This is a genomic window from Bacillus sp. FSL M8-0277 (assembly GCF_037975305.1).
Taxonomy (GTDB): Bacteria; Bacillota; Bacilli; order Bacillales; family Bacillaceae; genus Bacillus; species Bacillus pumilus.
In genome coordinates this window covers 2,306,794-2,326,291 of record NZ_CP150255.1, presented here as the reverse complement: position 1 = coordinate 2,326,291, position 19,498 = coordinate 2,306,794, and the positions used below count along the sequence as shown (strand labels likewise).

The following is a 19,498-nucleotide window of genomic DNA, read 5'->3' as shown; positions in this document are numbered from 1 at the left end:
ACATAATGGGAGGTCATCGATTATGAGTAAAATCATTGGGATTGACTTAGGAACAACAAACTCATGTGTTGCAGTACTTGAAGGCGGAGAGCCAAAAGTCATTGCAAACGCTGAAGGAGCACGTACAACACCATCTGTTGTCGCTTTTAAAAATGGAGAGCGCCAAGTTGGTGAAGTAGCGAAACGCCAATCAATTACAAACCCGAACACAATCATGTCTGTTAAAAGACATATGGGTACAGATTATAAAGTAGAAGTTGAAGGCAAGAACTATACACCGCAGGAAATCTCTGCAATCATTCTTCAACACCTTAAATCTTACGCTGAAGGCTACCTTGGCGAAGAAGTAACAAAAGCTGTTATCACAGTTCCTGCTTACTTCAACGATGCAGAACGTCAAGCTACAAAAGATGCTGGTAAAATTGCTGGTCTTGAAGTAGAACGTATCATCAACGAGCCAACAGCAGCTGCGCTTGCTTATGGTTTAGATAAAACAGATGAAGATCAAACGATCCTTGTATACGACCTTGGTGGTGGTACATTTGACGTATCAGTCCTTGAGCTTGGAGACGGCGTCTTTGAAGTACGCTCAACTGCTGGGGACAACCGTCTAGGTGGAGACGATTTTGACCAAGTGATCATTGATCACTTAGTAGCTGAATTCAAAAAAGAAAATGGCATTGACCTTTCAAAAGATAAAATGGCGCTTCAGCGTTTAAAAGATGCTGCTGAAAAAGCGAAAAAAGATCTATCTGGTGTATCTTCTACACAAATCTCACTGCCGTTTATCACAGCTGGAGATGCAGGTCCTCTTCACCTTGAATTAACGCTAACACGTGCTAAATTCGAAGAGCTTTCTGCAGATCTTGTAGAGCGTACAATGACACCTGTACGTCAATCATTGAAAGATGCTGGTTTATCTGCTAGCGAGATTGATAAAGTCATCCTTGTTGGTGGATCAACTCGTATTCCTGCAGTACAAGAAGCAATCAAAAAAGAAACAGGCAAAGAGCCTCATAAAGGTGTAAACCCTGATGAAGTGGTTGCTCTTGGTGCGGCGATTCAAGGTGGAGTCATCACAGGAGATGTCAAAGACGTTGTTCTTCTTGATGTAACACCACTTTCTTTAGGAATTGAAACAATGGGCGGCGTATTCACAAAGCTGATTGAACGTAATACAACAATTCCAACAAGTAAATCTCAAGTATTCTCAACGGCTGCTGACAACCAAACAGCGGTAGACATCCATGTTCTGCAAGGTGAGCGCCCAATGGCAGCAGACAACAAAACATTAGGTCGTTTCCAATTGACTGACATTCCGCCAGCACCACGCGGCGTACCACAAATCGAAGTATCTTTTGATATCGATAAAAACGGTATTGTCAACGTACGTGCGAAAGATATGGGGACAGGCAAAGAGCAAAACATCACCATCAAATCTTCTTCAGGTCTTTCTGATGATGAGATCGAAAAAATGGTCAAAGAAGCAGAAGAAAATGCTGAAGCAGATGCGAAGAAAAAAGAAGAAATCGAAGTGCGCAATGAAGCAGATCAATTAGTGTTTACAACAGAAAAAACATTAAAAGATCTAGAAGGCAAAATCGATGAAGAGCAAGTGAAAAAAGCAAACGACGCGAAAGATGCACTAAAAGCTGCGATCGAAAAAGGCGAGCTTGAAGACATCAAAGCGAAAAAAGATGAGCTGCAAACAATCGTTCAAGAACTAACGACAAAGCTCTATGAAGAAGCTGCAAAACAAGCACAAGCTCAGCAAGAAGGCGGCGCTGAAGGTGCTCAAAAAGCAGATGACAATGTGGTGGATGCAGAATACGAAGAAGTAAACGACGATCAAGAGAAAAAATAATCACCTTTACTTTTGAAAAAGACTGCTGAAACGTACTCGTCAGAAAGTCAAAGTCAGGATCTCTTGGCTTTGACTTTTTTTCTTTCCAACGATGAAAGCAATTGAAAAAGGTCAAATCAAAATGATACAATCGTATTTATGTGAGAAAATCGGGAGTGTGAAGAGATGAGTAAGCGTGATTACTATGAAGTGCTTGGCGTGAGTAAGAGCGCCTCAAAAGACGAGATCAAAAAGGCATACCGCAAGCTTTCAAAAAAGTATCACCCTGATATTAATAAAGAAGCTGGCTCAGATGAGAAATTCAAAGAAGTAAAAGAAGCCTATGAAACCCTTTCTGACGATCAAAAACGTTCGCAGTATGATCAGTTCGGTCATACCGATCCAAACCAAGGCTTTGGCGGCGGCGGTTTTGGCGGAGGAGGAGACTTTGGCGGCTTCGGCGGCTTTGATGACATCTTCTCTAGTATTTTTGGCGGTGGAGCCAGAAGAAGAGATCCAAATGCACCGCGTCAAGGAGCAGACTTGCAATATACAATGACGCTTTCATTTGAAGAAGCAGCATTTGGGAAAGAAGCAACGATTGAAATCCCTCGCGAGGAATCATGTGAAACATGTCATGGATCAGGGGCAAAGCCTGGGACAGAAGCGAAGACTTGTTCACATTGCGGCGGCTCTGGTCAATTAAATGTTGAGCAGTCAACTCCGTTTGGTAAAGTGGTCAACCGCAGAGTATGTAACTACTGTAGCGGAACAGGAAAACAAATCGATCACAAATGTTCTACATGCGGCGGCTCTGGTAAAGTGCGTAAGCGTAAGAAAATCAATGTGACGATCCCAGCTGGTGTTGACGATGGTCAGCAGCTCAGAGTGTCTGGTCAAGGGGAGCCAGGTGTAAATGGAGGACCTCCAGGCGATCTATTTGTTGTGTTCCATGTGCGTTCGCATGAATTCTTCGAGCGTGACGGGGATGACATTTACTGCGAAATGCCGTTAACCTTTGCACAGGCTGCATTAGGTGACGAAATTGAAGTGCCGACATTACACGGTAAAGTGAAATTAAAAGTCCCTGCTGGCACGCAAACTGGCACAAAGTTTAGACTCAAAGGAAAAGGTGTGAAAAATGTACGCGGCTATGGCCAAGGCGATCAACATATCGTTGTACGAGTCGTCACACCAACAAATTTAACGGACAATCAAAAAGATATCATTAGAAAATTTGCTGAAGTGAGCGGAAATAAACCGGACGAACAAGAAATGAGCTTCTTCGATAAGGTAAAACGCGCATTTAAAGGCGAGTAAGACGGATAAGGAGTTGGTAGTATTGAAGTGGTCAGAAATTAGCGTCCATACAACAAATGAAGCGGTGGAACCAATCACCAATATTTTGCATGAAGCAGGTGCGAGTGGTGTCGTGATTGAGGACCCGCTTGATTTAGTCAAGGAACGTGAAAATGTATACGGTGAGATCTACCAGCTCGATCCGAATGACTATCCTGAAGAAGGGGTCATCGTCAAAGCCTATCTTCCAATGAACAGCTTTTTAATGGAAACGGTAGATGAGATCAAAGAAGCCATCAACAATCTTCTTCTATACGATATTGACCTTGGACGAAATACGCTGTCCATTTGTGAAGTAAATGAAGAAGAATGGGCCACCGCATGGAAAAAATACTATCATCCTGTGAAAATCTCTGAAAAATTCACCATCGTTCCAACATGGGAAGAATATACTCCGGTTCATTCTGATGAACTGATTATTGAAATGGACCCAGGAATGGCATTTGGAACAGGGACACATCCAACAACCGTTCTTTGTATTCAGGCGCTTGAGCGCTATGTGAAGGAAAACGATACGGTGATTGATGTTGGAACAGGCTCTGGGATTTTAAGTGTGGCAGCAGCGATGGTTGGTGCAAAGGACATTCAAGCCTTTGATCTCGACACCGTTGCGGTTGAAAGTGCAAAGCAAAACATCGAACTAAATGGTGTAAGCGAACAAGTGACGGTCAAGCAAAACAACTTACTTGATGGGATTTCAGGTGAACGTGATGTGATCGTCGCCAACATTCTCGCAGAAGTGATTTTGCGCTTTACAGATCAAGCCTATGACTTATTGAAGAAAGATGGCTATTTCATTACATCAGGCATCATTGGACAAAAGAAATTACAAGTCAAAACAGCATTAGAAGAAGCAGGTTTTGACATTGTTGAAGTGCTGTCAATGGAAGATTGGGTCAGCATTATAGCGAAAAAATAAAGCGAGTAGGTGTCAGGACACGTATGCAACGATATTTTATCGACCTCACGAAAGAAGAAGTGATCGCAAAGGGATCTATCGTCATCAATGGTGAAGATGTACATCACCTTTCCAACGTCATGCGCATGAAAGCAGGGCAGGAAATCCTTTGCTTAACGACAGACGGCTTTGAAGCGCTCAGTAAAATTGATACAATAACAAAGGAAGAAGTCATTTGTCACGTTGAAGGCTGGACAAATCAGGACAGAGAGCTTCCGGTAAGAGTAACAATTGCGAGCGGTCTCCCAAAGGGAGATAAGCTTGAGCTGATTATCCAAAAAGGCACAGAGCTTGGCGCAAGCGCATTTATCCCGTTTCAAGCGGCTCGTTCTATTACAAAAATTGACCAAAAGAAGTCACATAAAAAACGAGAGCGCTGGGAGAAAATCGCGAAAGAAGCAGCTGAACAGTCCTACCGGAATATCATTCCTCGTGTTGATCCAGTATCAACATTTAAAGAGCTGACTCAATTAGCTGGTGAATTCGATAAATGTGTCGTTGCATACGAAGAATCATCGAAAGAAGGAGAGCAAAGCCGCTTTCAAACTGTGCTCCAACAGATGAAAGGCGGACAAACCTTGCTAGTGGTTTTTGGCCCTGAAGGCGGTTTGGCAGAAAAGGAGATTGAAGCGCTTGAAACGCTTGGTGCAGTCATTTGCGGGCTTGGACCACGTATTTTAAGAACAGAAACAGCTCCTCTTTACGCGCTTTCTGCTATATCTTATCAAACAGAGTTATTAAGAGGTGAATCATGATGGGAACAGTAGCGTTCCATACACTTGGCTGTAAGGTCAATCACTATGAAACAGAAGCGATCTGGCAGCTGTTTAAAGAAGCAGGCTATGAAAGAAAAGAGTACGAATCAAAAGCAGACGTATATGTCATTAATACATGTACGGTCACGAATACTGGCGATAAAAAAAGCCGCCAAGTCATTAGAAGAGCCATTCGTCATAACCCGGATGGTGTCATTTGTGTAACAGGCTGTTATGCGCAAACATCTCCAGCAGAAATCATGGCGATTCCTGGTGTTGATATTGTCGTGGGAACACAAGACAGACATAAATTACTCGGTTACATTGAAGAATATCGCAGAGAAAGACAGCCGATTAATGGGGTTGGCAATATTATGAAAGCACGTGTGTTTGAAGAACTCGATGTTCCTGCTTTTACAGACAGAACACGTGCGTCATTAAAAATCCAAGAAGGCTGTAACAATTTCTGTACATTCTGCATTATTCCTTGGGCTCGCGGACTTCTTCGTTCTCGTGATCCAGAAGAGGTCATCAACCAAGCGCAGCAGCTTGTGGATGCCGGCTATAAAGAAATTGTATTAACAGGTATTCACACAGGTGGATACGGAGAAGACTTAAAGGATTATAACTTTGCAAAGCTTCTGAAAGAATTAGATGAACGTGTCAACGGCTTAAAACGAATTCGTATTTCATCTATCGAAGCAAGTCAAATTACAGATGAAGTGATAGAAGTGCTTGATCAGTCAGATAAGATTGTCAGACACCTTCACATCCCGCTTCAATCTGGCTCTAATACAGTGCTGAAAAGAATGCGCCGTAAATATACGATGGAATTCTTTGCAGAGCGTTTAACAAAGCTGAAAAAAGCATTGCCAGGTCTTGCTGTCACCTCTGATGTGATTGTAGGATTCCCTGGAGAAACAGAAGAAGAGTTTTTGGAAACATACAACTTTGTCAAAGACCATCAATTCTCTGAACTGCACGTATTCCCTTACAGCAAACGTACAGGTACGCCAGCTGCAAGAATGGAAGATCAAGTGGATGAAAATGTGAAAAACGAACGTGTCCACCGCTTGATCGCTCTTTCTGATCAGCTTGCGAAAGAATACGCATCAGCTTATGAAGGAGATGTCCTAGAGATTATTCCGGAAGAATCCTTCAAAGAACAAGAAGGAAAGCACAATCTTTATGTGGGCTATACAGATAACTATATGAAGGTTGTTTTTGAAGGAACAGAGGACATGATCGGCCGTTTGGTCAAAGTGAAAATTACGAAAGCGGGTTATCCTTATAACGAAGGACAATTCGTTCGTATAAGCGATGAAGTACAAACAGACAAAGTGAGAATGACCTCATAATCAATCAAACACCGGTGCCAAAAGGGCAAGCCGGTGTTTTATTTTGATTGATTCGGTAAAAGACATAAAATCAATGTGTGAAATGGACGGATGAACGGGAAGAAAAGCAAAGAGCTTGCCACATTAAACAGCAGGCTGAAGTGCGCAATTTGCTGTGCGGGAGCGTTTGCAAGAAGGGCGACGAATTCTGTCATCATGGCGAGAAATGGGAGACATAAAAGCACTCCGAGCACATTAAACAAAACGTGTGCATAAGCCGTTTGACGTGCTGCATAGCCGCCAGATATGGCAGCCATTACGGCTGTAATACATGTCCCAATATTGGACCCTAACACAAAGCTGATGCCTTCCTGAAGCCCAACCGTTCCTTCATTCATAAATCCCATTAAAATGCCGATACAGACGGAGCTTGAATGAACAATCGCTGTGAAAATAGTACCAGAAAGCAGCGCCGTCCAGTCAGAATGCTGCATCATTTCGAGAAAGCGCAATGTCTCAGGCTGACTTGTCATCATACCTGCAATTTTAGAAAAGCCTTGAATACAAAAAAAGATCATCCCGAGTCCAAATATACTTTTTCCTGCATGCCTAAAAGATTTTTTGCCTAACATCATGCATATCAGACCAGCTAGGATTAAAACCCACATGAAAACATCCATTTTAATGGCGATAAATTCTGTTGTAAACGTAGAGCCAATATTGGTACCAAGAATCATTGGAATGGATTTTTTAAAAGAGAGAATACCTGTACTGACAAAGCCAATCACGATGACCATAAACGCTGAACTGCTTTGAAGAATCCCTGTAAATACGATGCTGACTAAGAATGCTTTTACCGGATGATCTGTAAAGAGAAGAAGTGATTTCTCAATACGAGACGACGCAAGCGCCATTAATCCTTTTCTCAGCAAACCCATTGACCATAAAAAAATGAAAATAAGTGCACAAAAATAAATGATCGCCATCATAGAAAAGTCCTCCTCTTACCAATGAATATATGGACTTGTCTACCTGCTCATGACGAAAATATATTTCCAAATCACTTAGTTGACCTCACACTAGGCTTATATTATAATATCTAGGTACATGTTTTGCATGTATATCTTTTTTTAATGCAGTCGATTGGTGTATTCGGAGGGAGGGAAAGAGAATGTCAAAAACGGTCGTTAGAAAAAACGAATCGCTTGAAGATGCTCTTCGTCGCTTTAAACGCAGTGTATCCAAAACTGGAACATTGCAAGAAGCAAGAAAGCGTGAATTTTATGAAAAGCCTAGCGTAAAGCGCAAGAAAAAGTCTGAAGCTGCTAGAAAACGTAAATTCTAAAGAGGGTGGATTTTATGAGTCTTCTTGAGCAATTAAATTCTGATATGAAGCTTTTTATGAAAAACCGTGAGAAAGACAAGCTTGTTGTCATTCGGATGGTTAAGGCTTCGCTCCAAAATGAAGCAATTAAGCTTAAGAAAGACAGTTTGACCGGCGATGAGGAACTAACCGTCCTTTCCCGCGAGATTAAGCAACGTAAAGACTCCCTCCATGAATTTTCGAAAGCTAATCGCTTAGATTTAGTAGATAAAGTTCAAAAAGAGATTGACATCTTAGACGTTTATTTACCTGAACAGCTTTCTGAAGAAGAACTGCAAACGATCGTGAAAGAAACGATTGCTGAAACAGGTGCTTCATCGAAGACTGATATGGGTAAAGTCATGAGCGCTATTATGCCAAAAGTAAAAGGTAAAGCTGATGGAGCTGTCATTAACAGACTTGTCAGCGAACAGCTGTCTCAATAAAAAAGTATCCTTCTATTGTTAGAAGGGTACTTTTTTTATACCTTCATCATTCTGTCATATAAAAATGAAACCTATGATACATTTGTAACGTATGTAAAGGAACAGTAAAATGGAAGATAGAGAGGAGGGATCACCAAATAGATGAAAAAAATAAAAATTTCTATTGCTCTCTTCAGTTGTTTTATAATATGCTTATTATTAGGGGTTCAATTGACCGCGAAATCAGTAGATCAGAAAGTTCATGTTATCCCTATTGAAGATACAGTAGAAAAAGGACTTTCTCAATTTATTGAACGATCATTTGAGCAGGCAAAGTCCGAACGAGCAAAACATATCATTCTAGACATCAATACACCAGGTGGTGCAGTCGATGCTGCGCTAGAGATCGCAGATGCCATTCGTGCGTCTGATATCCCTGTGACAGCGTTTGTGAATCATAGAGCGCTTTCAGCTGGGGCATTCCTTGCACTAAATGCCGATCAAATCTATATGACCCCAAATGGAAAGATGGGGGCTGCGGCGATCATTGATGGAGAAGGCAATGCTGCCGATCAAAAATCTGAATCGCTATGGCTTGCTGAAATGAGTGATGCTGCCGAAAAGCAGGGGCGTGATCCAAAGTATGCACTTGCAATGGCAGATGTAGATATAGACGCAAAAGAAGCTGGTGCACCAAAAGGAGAATTGCTCACCTTCAACACAGACCGTGCGCTTCAATTCGGTTATGCAGAAGGGGAAGCGAAAAATATGGATGACTTGCTTCAAAAGCTGAATTTAGCCGATGCTTCTGTTCAATACGATGAAGTGAGCTTTGCTGAAAAGGTTGCGCGCTTTCTCACGCACCCAATCGTCATTCCAATCCTTTTATCCATCGCAAGCTTAGGGTTAATTGTTGAGCTCTATTCTCCTGGCTTTGGGATTCCAGGCACCATGGGAGTGACAGCGCTTCTTTTATTCTTTTATGGTCATCTCGTGGCTGGTTTTGCAGGATATGAGACGTTGTTCCTGTTTATAGCAGGGATATTGCTCATGATTCTGGAATTGTTTTTGCCGGGGGGAATCGTAGGTGTCATTGGACTGATCTGTGTGGTTGTCAGCTTGTTTTTAGCAGCTGGAAGCTTTACAGAAATGGCGATTTCCATCTTGATTGCCACTGCTGTTTCAATCGTAGCAGTTATTTTATTGACAAAGGTGTTGGGGAAACGTATGAAATTTTTCAAAAAGTTCATTTTAACCGATTCAACCAATAAGGAAAGCGGTTATGTCTCAAATGAAACAAGAGAAGATCTTGTTGGGCAAATCGCGGTGACAGCAACCGCACTTCGTCCGTCAGGTACAATAGTATTTGGAGATGAGCGCATTGATGTTGTGTCAGAAGGTGCATTCATCGATAAGGATGAACAAGTAAAAATTGTGAAAGCGGAAGGCTCACGCATTGTCGTGAGGAAAGTATAGATAACTGATTTTATAGGAGGAATAAAATGGATCCATCTACTTTACTATTATTTGTGATTATCGCAGCAGGTCTGATCGTTCTATCGATCTTCTTCACCTTTGTACCGGTGATGCTGTGGATTTCTGCCCTAGCGGCTGGCGTAAAGGTAAGCATTTTTACACTTGTAGGAATGAGACTTCGCCGCGTTATTCCAAACCGAGTGGTTAACCCGCTTATTAAAGCACATAAAGCAGGTCTTGATGCGACGATTAACCAGTTAGAGAGCCACTATCTTGCAGGTGGTAACGTGGACCGAGTTGTGAACGCATTAATCGCAGCTCAACGCGCGAATATCGAATTGAACTTTGCACGGGGTGCAGCGATCGACCTAGCAGGCCGTGACGTACTTGAAGCAGTTCAAATGAGTGTAAACCCTAAAGTCATTGAAACACCATTTATCTCTGGTGTGGCGATGGACGGGATTGAAGTGAAAGCAAAAGCACGTATTACAGTTCGTGCAAACATCGATCGACTTGTTGGTGGTGCAGGGGAAGAAACGATTATTGCTCGTGTAGGTGAAGGGATTGTCTCTACAATCGGTTCATCAGATAATCATAAAAAGGTTCTTGAGAACCCTGATATGATTTCACAAACAGTTCTTGGTAAAGGATTAGATTCAGGTACTGCGTTTGAAATCCTCTCGATTGATATCGCAGATGTTGATATCGGTAAGAACATCGGGGCGATTCTGCAAACAGACCAAGCAGAAGCAGACAAAAACATTGCACAGGCAAAAGCGGAAGAACGCCGCGCAATGGCTGTTGCCCAGGAGCAAGAAATGCGTGCAAGAGTTGAAGAAATGCGCGCGAAAGTTGTAGAAGCAGAGGCTGAAGTACCACTTGCAATGGCTGAAGCATTACGTGAAGGTAATATTGGAGTCATGGACTACATGAATATTAAGAATATCGATGCTGATACGGACATGAGAGATTCATTTGGTAAAATGACAAAAGGTCCATCTGATAATGAAAACAAATAAGCATCCTCTCACGCTTTAAGGAGGGAGCCCAATGGACATTCTATTTGAAAATCCGTTACTAATTGCGATTATCATCGGTATCATCTCTGCTGTCTTTGGGAAAATCGGCAAACAAGAGGAGAACGAACAAAAGAATCAGCAAAACAAGCCAGCTCCTCAGCGTAAGCAGATGCCCCAAAAGCAAACAAAACAAACAAGTCCAGATCCAGTCGTGACGGATCAGATGGACGATTTCGGCGATGTACATGATCATGGCGGGATGAAGAAAAAAACATCTCAATCCTTACAGGACCGCTATACCGCTACACTTGCCGAAATGGAAGAAAGAAAAAGCGAGCTGAATAGAGAATTCCAATCGCTTGAAAGAGAACTGACAAGGCCAAAGGCTGCTTCTGCCGAAGTGAAGCCAAAGATCATTGAGAAGCTCAATCAAGATACAATTGTTCAGGGGATGATCCTTGGAGAAGTATTTGGAGAGCCGCGCGCGAAAAAGCCGCACAGAACGATGAAACGGCCATATAAAAGATAAACGAGAAAGTCCCTTTATATAAAGGGGCTTTTTTTTGTTTGACCTGATGGAGATTTCTCGCAGTAAAAATGCTGAAACGGCTGTTTTGCGGGATTCATTAGCATGATCTGAACCGCTGAGGAATAGGATGATATAGAGGCTTTCTCATCAGTCTCACCATCTTTCAGTTTGATCTCATACACATGGGGCGGGAAGGGGTTCTAATTGAATGGGAAAAAGAAAAAATCGACTTAAAGCATGGCTGACAAGAACACTTGAAATCCCTCCAGACGTCATGATGGATCTTCCCCGTATTACGATGGTTGGCAGACTCCACATTTACATAGAGAATCATAAAGGGCTTTTGCTTTTCAGTGATCAAGAGGTAAGGCTGATGCTCAAACAAGGACAATGCATTATTTCAGGGAAAGATTTTGTGATTAAAACGATTTTGCCAGAAGAGATCTTATTAGAAGGGAAAATCGATGAGGTCCGTTATATTGATTCTTAACTGACGGAGGGGAGAAGTGTGAAGAATAAATGGTTCGCCTATTTTATTGGCAGAGTGGAAGTGGAAATCAAGGGAAACGGCATTGAGCGGCTCATCAATGAGTGCACGAGACAGGGGATCACAATGTTTCAAGTAAGCCGCCGTCAAGACAGCGTGCGCTTATTTATTCGCTTATCAGATGTACATGCCTTTAGAAAAGTACAAAGACATCATGAGGTAACATGTTCATTTCATCAAAAGAAAGGATTTCCGTTCCTTCTCCTATGGTCAAGGAAGAATATTGGGTTTACCCTTGGGATTGTGTTTTTTCTAGTGACAATATTGGCACTTTCAAACATGGTGTGGAAAATTGATATTAAAGGGGCCAATCCAGAAACTGAACATCAGATGAGAAAGCATTTAGACGAGATTGGTGTGCAAAAAGGCCGTTTTCAGTTTCTAATGGGAACACCTGAAAAAATTCAAAAATCACTGACCGCCAATATTCAAAGCATTACATGGGTTGGCGTTGAACTAAACGGTACAACATTTCAAATGAAAGTTGTGGAAAAAAATGAGCCGGAAAAAGAGAAATATACGAGTCCTCAGCATATTGTGGCCAAGAAGAAGGCGGTCATCACGAGAATGTATGTGGAAAAAGGGGAGCCGCTTGCCGCAGTTGATGAACATGTGAAGAAAGGACAAATGCTTGTCTCTGGCCTCATCGGCAGCGAAGACCAGCAAAAAACGGTTGGTGCTAAAGCGAAAATTTATGGTGAAACGTGGTATCGTTCTGAAGTTTCTGTCCCTCTTCGAACATCTTTTGATGTCTTTACGGGTAAAATGAAGACAAAGCACAAGCTCTCCGCATTTGGAGGTTCAATGCCATTTTGGGGCTTTTCCTTTAAAAAGGATGATTTTAAGCAGCCAAAAACAGAAACTGAAGTTCACCCACTCCATTTCTTAAACTTCCAGCTCCCATTTTCCTATAAAAAAGAAACGACACGCGAAACCGAAAAAATAAACCGGACATACACAAATAAAGAAGCGGTTCAAGCAGGGATTAAAATGGGTAAAAAAGAATTAGAAGAGAAGCTAGGTCAAACAGGAGAGGTGAAAAGTGAAAAAGTTTTGCACGAGACAACAGGGAATGGTAAAGTTAAGTTAATCATCCTTTACCAAGTAATAGAAGATATTGTTCAACCAACACCTATTGTTCAGGGAGACTAGAGAATGACAGAACATTTACTTGAAATTCAACAAAAATTAGATAGCCCAAACGAAGCCATTGCTTTATTTGGAAATCAAGATGCTTATCTGAAACTGATGGAAAACGAGCTGAATGTCTCCATTATTACGCGCGGAGAAAAGGTGTATGTTTCTGGTCAGGAAGCATCAAGAGAAACAGCGAGCCGTCTGATGACATCTCTCTTACATCTCATCCGAAAAGGAATTGAGATTTCTGAACGGGATGTCGTATATGCCATCAAAATGGCGCAAAAAGACAAGCTCAATTATTTTGAAAATATGTATGAAGATGAAATTACGAAAAATGCAAAAGGAAAGTCAATCAGGGTAAAAACCATTGGCCAGCGGGAATATGCTGCGGCGATGAAAAAAGATGACCTGGTCTTTGGAATTGGACCAGCTGGTACAGGAAAGACTTATTTGGCCGTCGTCAACGCCGTTCATGCACTGAAAAATGGACATGTGAAACGGATTATCCTGACAAGACCAGCTGTTGAAGCAGGAGAAAGTCTTGGCTTTTTACCAGGTGATCTAAAGGAAAAAGTAGATCCTTATTTAAGACCACTATATGATGCCTTGCATGATGTGCTTGGCAGTGATCATACGGAACGTTTAATCGAGCGCGGTGTGATTGAAATAGCGCCTCTTGCCTATATGAGAGGACGGACACTCGATGATGCATTTGTTATTTTAGATGAAGCGCAGAATACAACGCCTGCCCAAATGAAAATGTTTTTGACGAGACTTGGGTTTGGCTCTAAAATGGTCATTACAGGAGATATTACACAGATTGACCTGCCGAAGGGCATGCAGTCTGGCCTTGCAGCTGCAAAGGACATGCTTGCAGAGATCAAGGGCATCTCATTTATTGAGCTAGACCAGACAGATGTGGTCAGACACCCGCTTGTGGCAAAGATCATCGGAGCATACGAAAAGCAAAAATGACCTTAGTGACCCGATCGTCTTCATCGGGTCATTTTGTTTCGATCGTGGTTTAAAGTAAAAAAGGAGGTACTTTCCTTGAGAAAGAATCAGAAAGACAGTAAGCGCAAAAGACTGCTGTCTAAAAAAGAACCTCAGAAAATGGAGCGCTCACGTTATTTAAATGTTTTGCTATACGCTGGTTTAGCAGCCATTCTATTCGTGGTGCTCTTCTTCCATGTAAAGCCTGAATCGCTCGACTTAGATTTATTTTCAGTGAGCGAACAGACCATCTATTCTCCATCAACCGTCGATGATCAAGAAGCGACAGAAGAAAAGAAGCAAGAAGCAACAGATCAAGTAGAGGATCAATATACACTCAAAAAAGCGTATTCTGACAATCGTGTTGACCTCATCTCCTCCCTTTTCGAAGCCATTAAAGAAGAGAAGAAAGCAGCTGATGAAAAAGAAAATCCGCCATCAGATAAAGAAATGGTCAAGCGTGTCAAAGAAAAACTCACATCAGATATGCAGGAGGCTGTTTCAGACCAATCCATCAAAGCACTGCTTCAGGCAAGTGACGAAAATCTCTCTTTTACTAAGGATTCCATCATCACAGTGGTGAATTCACTGATGAGTAAAGAAATCACAGCAGCGAAATTACAAGATGAGAAAAAACAAGTGAAAACAGAGCTTGAAAATAACTCAATTCCATCCAAATACTTAAATGCGGCGAAAGAAATCGGTGAATTTGCGATCATTCCAAACTATGTATTTGATCCAGTGGCGACAGAGAAGAAAAGGCAAGAAGCCGCTGATAATATTCAGCCGGTTCAAATTAAGCAAGGGCAAATCTTAGTCGAAGAAGGAGAACTTATCGACCGAGAGGTGTATCGTAAATTAGAACTGACAGGGCTCTTAAATAGCTCCAATTTGATTAAACCTGTAAGCGGTCTTATGATCTTGATTGGTCTATTCTTAGCAGCGATTATTCATTCACTTGAATCGAGGAAAAAATCGCTTGTTCATAAGAATAAGTCGTTGCTTCTCTACTCGCTCATTTTCACCATTATTTTAGTTATCATGGAAGTATTCAGTCTCTTCCAGGAAACGAAGTATACGACGATAGGTTATGTGGTGCCAGTGGCACTTGGCACGATGCTGATCAAGCTGCTTATCAATGAACGACTAGCGATCTTCTCTGGCCTTGTATTTGCTCTTTGCGGCAGTATGATGTTTAATCAAGGAGTAACCGGCGTCTTTAACTATGTGATCTGCGCTTATTACCTTGTGAGCGGGATGGCGGGCATTTTATTTTTGAGAAAGCATAATGCACGTTCAAAAATATTGCAGGCAGGGCTTTCGGTCGCTTTGGTGAATGTCCTTGTGGTTCTATCCATTACGCTGATTCAAAACTCCTCACCATCAGGACTTGAAATCGGTGTGAACCTTATGATGGCGATTGTGTCAGGGTTTGCATCATCTATTTTAGTCATTGGGCTAATGCCTGTGTTTGAGAGTATGTTCGGCATTCTTTCAACAATGAAGCTGATTGAACTATCAAACCCAAACCATCCGCTGCTTAAAAAGATTTTAACAGAGACACCAGGTACATATCATCATAGTGTCATGGTGGCAAATTTAGCGGATGCTGCATGTGAAGCAGTCGGAGCAAACGGTCTTTTAGCAAGGGTCGGCGCTTATTATCACGACATTGGGAAAACGAAAAGACCGCAATACTTTATCGAAAACCAAATGAATATTGATAATCCGCACGACAAGCTTTCTCCTCAGCTAAGTAAAAATATCATTATTGCCCATACGACAGATGGAGCTGATATGCTGAGAGAAAAGAAGTTTCCTGAAGAGCTTGTCGATATTGCCGAACAGCATCACGGGAAGTCGCTGTTAAAGTTCTTTTACTATAAGGCAAAAGAGCGTGATGATCAGGTGACAGAAGAAGAATTCCGTTATCCTGGGCCAAAACCGCAATCAAAAGAAGCGGCGATTATTTCTGTAGCGGACAGCGTGGAAGCGGCGGTACGATCGATGCATAATCCAAATCCAGAGCGGATCGAAAAGCTCGTCAAAGGCATTATTTCCGATAAAATGCAGGATGGGCAATTTAGCGAATGTGATCTGACATTTAAAGAGTTAAATATTATTAGTCAAACGATTTGTACAACATTAAAGGGGATTTTCCATTCTCGGATTGAATATCCAGATGCCCCAAAGCAGAAGGTGAAGTAAATGACATTGTTAATCGATTTAATAGATGAAACAGGACAAGTATCAAAAGAGCAGCTTGAAGAAGTGGAAAAGCTTCTTCAGTTCGCTGCTGATGCCCTTGAGGTCAAAGATCAAGCGGAGGTATCAGTGACGATCGTTTCGAATGAAGAGATTCATCAAATTAATAAAGAATACCGCGGAAAAGACGCACCAACGGATGTGATCTCCTTTGCACTCGAAGAAGAAGGAGAAGGGGAAATTGAAATCATTGGTGCTGATGATATTCCGCCTGTACTCGGTGACATCATCATTAGTGTGGACCGTACGAAAGAGCAGGCAGAGGAATATGGACATTCCTTTATGAGAGAGCTTGGATTTCTCACCATTCATGGGTTCCTGCATTTGCTCGGGTTTGATCATATGACAGAGGAAGATGAAAAAGAAATGTTCGCCAAACAGACAAAGATCTTGGATGATTATGGCCTTTCAAGATCTTCGTAAGAAAAGAAGGCCGCTTGCCCGTTTTTTTCGGAGCTTTTATTATGCATTTAGAGGAATATGGCGAACTTTCTTGAATGAACGGAATTTTCGATTTCATACAGTCGCAGCCATCATCGTGGTGATCTGCGGCTTTTGGTTTCACATTGAACCATTCGAATGGATGATCGTTTTGCTTTTATGCGGGGGGATGTTTGCCCTTGAACTTGTCAATACAGCCATTGAACATACAGTGGACCTTATGACAGAAGAGAGGCACCCGCTTGCTGAGAAAGCGAAAGACGCCGCAGCAGGCGCTGTTTGCGTTTACGCCGCGATTTCGGTTATGATTGGGTTGATGATCTTCTTACCGAAGATCATGCAATAGAACAATATTACTATTTATTAACATTTTTAGAAATGGGCGTGAAAATGTCACGTGAATTATGTAAAATATAAATGTGACAGTGGGTCCATTTCTTCTGAAAGTGGGAACTAGGAATGAACAAACAAGAGTTGATTTCAGAAGCAGTTAAAGCAAGAGATTTTGCATATGTACCCTATTCAAAATTCAAAGTCGGTGCAGCATTGTTGTCGAACGATGGAAAAGTGTATGGCGGCTGCAACATTGAAAATGCAGCATATGGTATGTGTAATTGTGCGGAAAGAACAGCACTTTTTAAAGCCTATTCAGAAGGCATCACATCGTTTCAAATGCTAGCGGTAGTGGCTGATACAGACCGGCCTGTTTCGCCGTGCGGCGCATGCAGACAGGTTATTTCAGAGCTATGTGCACCTGACATGCCAGTGATTCTAACGAACTTAAAAGGACAAATATACGAAACAACAGTAAACGAACTATTGCCAGGCGCATTTTCACCGGAGGATTTAAATGACTAACGAAAGCTTCAAATCAGGATTTGTATCCATTATTGGAAGACCAAATGTAGGAAAATCAACCTTTCTTAATCGTGTGATTGGACAAAAGATCGCCATCATGAGTGATAAGCCCCAAACGACACGAAACAAAGTGCAAGGTGTCTTAACAACAAACACGTCACAAACGATCTTTATCGATACACCAGGGATTCATAAACCTAAGCATAAGCTTGGTGATTTTATGATGAAAGTAGCTACAAATACACTGAAGGAAGTCGACCTGATCTTGTTTATGATCAATGCAAAGGAAGGCTATGGCAAGGGTGATGAATTCATCATTGAACGACTCAAGCAAACATCTACACCGGTATTCCTAGTCGTCAATAAAATCGACCAAATTCACCCAGATGAGCTGTTCCTTTTAATTGATGAATACCGCACACGTTATCCATTTAAGGAAATTGTGCCAATTTCAGCTCTTGAAGGAAACAACATTGACACGCTTCTTCAGCAGGTTGAAGGTTATCTTCCTGAGGGCCCGCAATTTTATCCAGCAGATCAAGTAACAGATCATCCAGAGCGGTTTATTATTTCTGAATTAATTCGTGAAAAAGTGCTGCATTTAACAAGAGAAGAGATCCCGCACAGCATTGCAGTGGCGATCGAATCCATTAAGCCAGATGAAAATGGCAAGATCCATGTGGCGGCGACCATTGTCGTAGAACGTGATTCACAAAAAGGGATTGTTATTGGGAAACGAGGCAGCTTATTAAAAGAAGTGGGACAAAAAGCGCGCAGAGATATTGAAGCACTTCTCGGTTCAAAAGTGTATCTGGAGCTTTGGGTAAAGGTTCAGAAGGACTGGCGTAATAAATCCACTCACCTTCGTGACTTCGGATTTAGAGACGACGAATATTAAAAAATTGCTGCTGTTGTCATAAAATCTGACAATGGTGCGGTTCGATTAGTAAAAATTGTTTATCATGAAATGGAGGTAGCCTGGTCAAGATATAATTAATATGTTGGATGTAGCGTTGCTGCTTCTAATAAAGAAAGGTGGGGTTTTTATGTTGAATTTTACATGGAACGTATTTTCACAAACAGGAAGCGTTGACACGTATCTGCTTTTCAAAGAGTTAGAAAAGGAGAACCTGGAAAGACCCGATGTACTTGAAGAAGAGATAGCACGATTTGATTTTCCAATCTTATAATTCTTGACCCCCTCCAATGCTCGGAGTGTAGACAAATGCTCATTAAAAGTGAAGGAATCGTCCTTAGAACAACAGATTATGGCGAAACAAACAAAATTGTCACGCTGCTCACTAGAGAACATGGGAAAATTGGTGTGATGGCAAGAGGCGCAAAAAAATCAAACAGCCGCCTGTCAGCCATAAGCCAGCCGTTTTTATACGGAACCTTCCTGATCCAATCATCAACAGGACTTGGAACGCTCCAGCAAGGCGAAATGATTGAAAGTATGCGAACCATTCGGGAGGATTTATTTTTGACCGCATATGCCGCATATATGACAGAGTTACTCGATAAAGGTACAGAAGAAAAAAAGCCAAACCCTTATTTGTTTGAGCTCCTGCTTCAATCTTTGCGTCATCTGAATGAAGGCACAGATGCTGATATTATCTTATTTATCGTAGAGGTCAAAATGTTATCAGTGATGGGAATGAAGCCCGAACTGGATCAATGTGTCCACTGTGGTCAAAAAGAAGGGCAGTTTCATTTCTCGATTAGAGACAACGGCTTTATTTGCCAAAATTGCTTTTCTAAAGATCCGTATAAAATGCCCTTATCTCCAGCAGCTGCAAGGCTGCTCCGTTTATTTCATTATTTTGATTTATCAAGGCTCGGTCAGGTTGATGTGAAACCGCAGACGAAACAAGAAATTCGTCAAGTGCTCGATCACTACTATGAAGAGTATTCAGGCCTTTATTTGAAATCAAAAAAATTCATGAATCAGATGGAATCCATGAAAAAGCTCATGGGCGGGGAAAACAAAAGTTGACATCTTCCATAACTTTTTGTAAGATCATCTAAGATAAAATATGTTGCATTGACAGAAAGAAGTACTTGCGCAAAATCCATAAAAGCGACCTTAGGGCGGTGTGAGCTAAGGATGGAGGCGTAACGAAAGGCATTCTTGAGCAACGTAAAACAAAGCGGCTGGATGCTACGATACCAGCAAATAGGGTGGAACCG

General features: G+C 41.7%; 21 protein-coding genes. 20 read left to right on the top strand and 1 reads right to left on the bottom strand.

The features are described from left to right. Nucleotides 1-22 precede the first annotated feature (22 nt). From dnaK to mtaB, 5 genes are all read left to right on the top strand, one after another. On the top strand, nt 23-1,864 hold the full coding sequence (gene dnaK / locus MKZ05_RS11705; RefSeq protein ID WP_012010629.1) for a molecular chaperone DnaK: 1,842 nt from the start codon (nt 23-25) through the stop codon (nt 1,862-1,864). 165 nt (nt 1,865-2,029) lie between these two features. Beyond that, on the top strand, nt 2,030-3,163 hold the full coding sequence (gene dnaJ, locus MKZ05_RS11700) for a molecular chaperone DnaJ (RefSeq protein ID WP_003217525.1): 1,134 nt from the start codon (nt 2,030-2,032) through the stop codon (nt 3,161-3,163). A gap of 22 nt (nt 3,164-3,185) precedes the next feature. Next, a complete protein-coding gene (prmA, locus tag MKZ05_RS11695; protein WP_003217481.1) occupies nt 3,186-4,121 on the top strand; it encodes a 50S ribosomal protein L11 methyltransferase in 936 nt (311 codons plus the stop codon). Nucleotides 4,122-4,144: 23 nt separating this feature from the next. Then, nucleotides 4,145-4,915 (top strand): 16S rRNA (uracil(1498)-N(3))-methyltransferase, encoded by a 771-nt coding sequence (locus MKZ05_RS11690; RefSeq protein ID WP_339160184.1) that lies wholly within the window; start codon nt 4,145-4,147, stop codon nt 4,913-4,915. Next, nucleotides 4,915-6,273, top strand: a complete 1,359-nt coding sequence (mtaB, locus tag MKZ05_RS11685; RefSeq protein ID WP_050943741.1) for a tRNA (N(6)-L-threonylcarbamoyladenosine(37)-C(2))-methylthiotransferase MtaB — start codon at nt 4,915-4,917, stop codon at nt 6,271-6,273. Before MKZ05_RS11690 ends, mtaB begins: the two co-directional genes overlap by 1 nt. Before the next feature lie 38 nt (nt 6,274-6,311). On the opposite strand, the gene MKZ05_RS11680 is transcribed toward mtaB, so the two are convergent. Beyond that, nucleotides 6,312-7,241 (bottom strand): Na/Pi symporter, encoded by a 930-nt coding sequence (locus MKZ05_RS11680; RefSeq protein WP_003217427.1) that lies wholly within the window; start codon nt 7,239-7,241, stop codon nt 6,312-6,314. 182 nt (nt 7,242-7,423) lie between these two features. Here MKZ05_RS11680 and rpsU point away from each other — a divergent pair, with 182 nt between their 5' ends. The 15 genes from rpsU to recO all read left to right on the top strand — a co-directional run bounded on the left by rpsU (nt 7,424) and on the right by recO (nt 19,304). After that, nucleotides 7,424-7,597 carry a 30S ribosomal protein S21 gene (rpsU, locus tag MKZ05_RS11675; RefSeq protein WP_003152957.1) on the top strand — a complete coding sequence of 58 codons (174 nt, stop codon included), beginning with the start codon at nt 7,424-7,426 and terminating at the stop codon, nt 7,595-7,597. A 14-nt stretch (nt 7,598-7,611) separates the two neighbouring features. Further along, a complete protein-coding gene (locus tag MKZ05_RS11670) occupies nt 7,612-8,061 on the top strand; it encodes a GatB/YqeY domain-containing protein (protein ID WP_003217508.1) in 450 nt (149 codons plus the stop codon). Nucleotides 8,062-8,202: 141 nt separating this feature from the next. Beyond that, on the top strand, nt 8,203-9,516 hold the full coding sequence (locus MKZ05_RS11665) for a nodulation protein NfeD (RefSeq protein ID WP_050943742.1): 1,314 nt from the start codon (nt 8,203-8,205) through the stop codon (nt 9,514-9,516). A gap of 26 nt (nt 9,517-9,542) precedes the next feature. Further along, complete coding sequence (floA, locus tag MKZ05_RS11660) at nt 9,543-10,535, top strand: flotillin-like protein FloA (RefSeq protein WP_339160180.1); 993 nt, start codon at nt 9,543-9,545, stop codon at nt 10,533-10,535. Nucleotides 10,536-10,566: 31 nt separating this feature from the next. Further along, nucleotides 10,567-11,064: a hypothetical protein gene (locus MKZ05_RS11655; protein WP_211063019.1), complete on the top strand. Its 498-nt coding sequence runs from the start codon at nt 10,567-10,569 to the stop codon at nt 11,062-11,064. 208 nt (nt 11,065-11,272) lie between these two features. Then, complete coding sequence (gene yqfC, locus MKZ05_RS11650) at nt 11,273-11,554, top strand: sporulation protein YqfC (RefSeq protein WP_012010618.1); 282 nt, start codon at nt 11,273-11,275, stop codon at nt 11,552-11,554. An 18-nt stretch (nt 11,555-11,572) separates the two neighbouring features. Then, entirely contained in the window at nt 11,573-12,763 is a 1,191-nt protein-coding gene (yqfD, locus tag MKZ05_RS11645; protein ID WP_050943743.1) for a sporulation protein YqfD, read from the top strand. A gap of 3 nt (nt 12,764-12,766) precedes the next feature. After that, nucleotides 12,767-13,726, top strand: coding sequence for a PhoH family protein (locus tag MKZ05_RS11640; RefSeq protein WP_003217430.1), 960 nt, complete (start codon nt 12,767-12,769; stop codon nt 13,724-13,726). Between the two features lie 138 nt (nt 13,727-13,864). Then, complete coding sequence (locus tag MKZ05_RS11635; RefSeq protein ID WP_050943969.1) at nt 13,865-15,952, top strand: HD family phosphohydrolase; 2,088 nt, start codon at nt 13,865-13,867, stop codon at nt 15,950-15,952. Beyond that, nucleotides 15,953-16,432 carry an rRNA maturation RNase YbeY gene (gene ybeY, locus MKZ05_RS11630; RefSeq protein ID WP_012010615.1) on the top strand — a complete coding sequence of 160 codons (480 nt, stop codon included), beginning with the start codon at nt 15,953-15,955 and terminating at the stop codon, nt 16,430-16,432. Beyond that, on the top strand, nt 16,410-16,796 hold the full coding sequence (locus tag MKZ05_RS11625) for a diacylglycerol kinase family protein (RefSeq protein WP_003217363.1): 387 nt from the start codon (nt 16,410-16,412) through the stop codon (nt 16,794-16,796). The genes ybeY and MKZ05_RS11625 overlap by 23 nt, the downstream gene beginning before the upstream one ends. 113 nt (nt 16,797-16,909) lie before the next feature. Beyond that, the gene (locus MKZ05_RS11620; RefSeq protein WP_003217296.1) at nt 16,910-17,308 is read left to right on the top strand and encodes a cytidine deaminase; all 399 of its coding nucleotides are present in this window, start codon (nt 16,910-16,912) and stop codon (nt 17,306-17,308) included. Further along, nucleotides 17,301-18,206, top strand: a complete 906-nt coding sequence (era, locus tag MKZ05_RS11615; RefSeq protein WP_003217394.1) for a GTPase Era — start codon at nt 17,301-17,303, stop codon at nt 18,204-18,206. Before MKZ05_RS11620 ends, era begins: the two co-directional genes overlap by 8 nt. Nucleotides 18,207-18,354: 148 nt before the next feature. Next, a complete protein-coding gene (locus MKZ05_RS11610; protein ID WP_003217288.1) occupies nt 18,355-18,498 on the top strand; it encodes a YqzL family protein in 144 nt (47 codons plus the stop codon). A gap of 35 nt (nt 18,499-18,533) precedes the next feature. After that, nucleotides 18,534-19,304, top strand: coding sequence for a DNA repair protein RecO (gene recO, locus MKZ05_RS11605; RefSeq protein WP_113387154.1), 771 nt, complete (start codon nt 18,534-18,536; stop codon nt 19,302-19,304). The last annotated feature ends 194 nt before the right edge of the window (nt 19,305-19,498 follow it).

What these genes read in the sequence shown, in the direction of transcription:
- MKZ05_RS11620 (WP_003217296.1), top strand. Translation starts at nt 16,910, where the DNA reads ATGAACAAACAAGAGTTGATTTCAGAAGCAGTTAAAGCAAGAGATTTT.
- MKZ05_RS11635 (WP_050943969.1), top strand. Translation starts at nt 13,865, where the DNA reads ATGGAGCGCTCACGTTATTTAAATGTTTTGCTATACGCTGGTTTAGCA.
- yqfC (WP_012010618.1), top strand. Translation starts at nt 11,273, where the DNA reads ATGGGAAAAAGAAAAAATCGACTTAAAGCATGGCTGACAAGAACACTT.
- MKZ05_RS11690 (WP_339160184.1), top strand. Translation starts at nt 4,145, where the DNA reads ATGCAACGATATTTTATCGACCTCACGAAAGAAGAAGTGATCGCAAAG.
- MKZ05_RS11655 (WP_211063019.1), top strand. Translation starts at nt 10,567, where the DNA reads ATGGACATTCTATTTGAAAATCCGTTACTAATTGCGATTATCATCGGT.
- floA (WP_339160180.1), top strand. Translation starts at nt 9,543, where the DNA reads ATGGATCCATCTACTTTACTATTATTTGTGATTATCGCAGCAGGTCTG.
- MKZ05_RS11640 (WP_003217430.1), top strand. Translation starts at nt 12,767, where the DNA reads ATGACAGAACATTTACTTGAAATTCAACAAAAATTAGATAGCCCAAAC.
- ybeY (WP_012010615.1), top strand. Translation starts at nt 15,953, where the DNA reads ATGACATTGTTAATCGATTTAATAGATGAAACAGGACAAGTATCAAAA.
- MKZ05_RS11625 (WP_003217363.1), top strand. Translation starts at nt 16,410, where the DNA reads ATGGCCTTTCAAGATCTTCGTAAGAAAAGAAGGCCGCTTGCCCGTTTT.
- dnaJ (WP_003217525.1), top strand. Translation starts at nt 2,030, where the DNA reads ATGAGTAAGCGTGATTACTATGAAGTGCTTGGCGTGAGTAAGAGCGCC.
- recO (WP_113387154.1), top strand. Translation starts at nt 18,534, where the DNA reads ATGCTCATTAAAAGTGAAGGAATCGTCCTTAGAACAACAGATTATGGC.
- era (WP_003217394.1), top strand. Translation starts at nt 17,301, where the DNA reads ATGACTAACGAAAGCTTCAAATCAGGATTTGTATCCATTATTGGAAGA.
- dnaK (WP_012010629.1), top strand. Translation starts at nt 23, where the DNA reads ATGAGTAAAATCATTGGGATTGACTTAGGAACAACAAACTCATGTGTT.
- MKZ05_RS11610 (WP_003217288.1), top strand. Translation starts at nt 18,355, where the DNA reads ATGTTGAATTTTACATGGAACGTATTTTCACAAACAGGAAGCGTTGAC.
- MKZ05_RS11680 (WP_003217427.1), bottom strand. Translation starts at nt 7,241, where the DNA reads ATGATGGCGATCATTTATTTTTGTGCACTTATTTTCATTTTTTTATGG.
- mtaB (WP_050943741.1), top strand. Translation starts at nt 4,915, where the DNA reads ATGGGAACAGTAGCGTTCCATACACTTGGCTGTAAGGTCAATCACTAT.
- MKZ05_RS11665 (WP_050943742.1), top strand. Translation starts at nt 8,203, where the DNA reads ATGAAAAAAATAAAAATTTCTATTGCTCTCTTCAGTTGTTTTATAATA.
- MKZ05_RS11670 (WP_003217508.1), top strand. Translation starts at nt 7,612, where the DNA reads ATGAGTCTTCTTGAGCAATTAAATTCTGATATGAAGCTTTTTATGAAA.
- rpsU (WP_003152957.1), top strand. Translation starts at nt 7,424, where the DNA reads ATGTCAAAAACGGTCGTTAGAAAAAACGAATCGCTTGAAGATGCTCTT.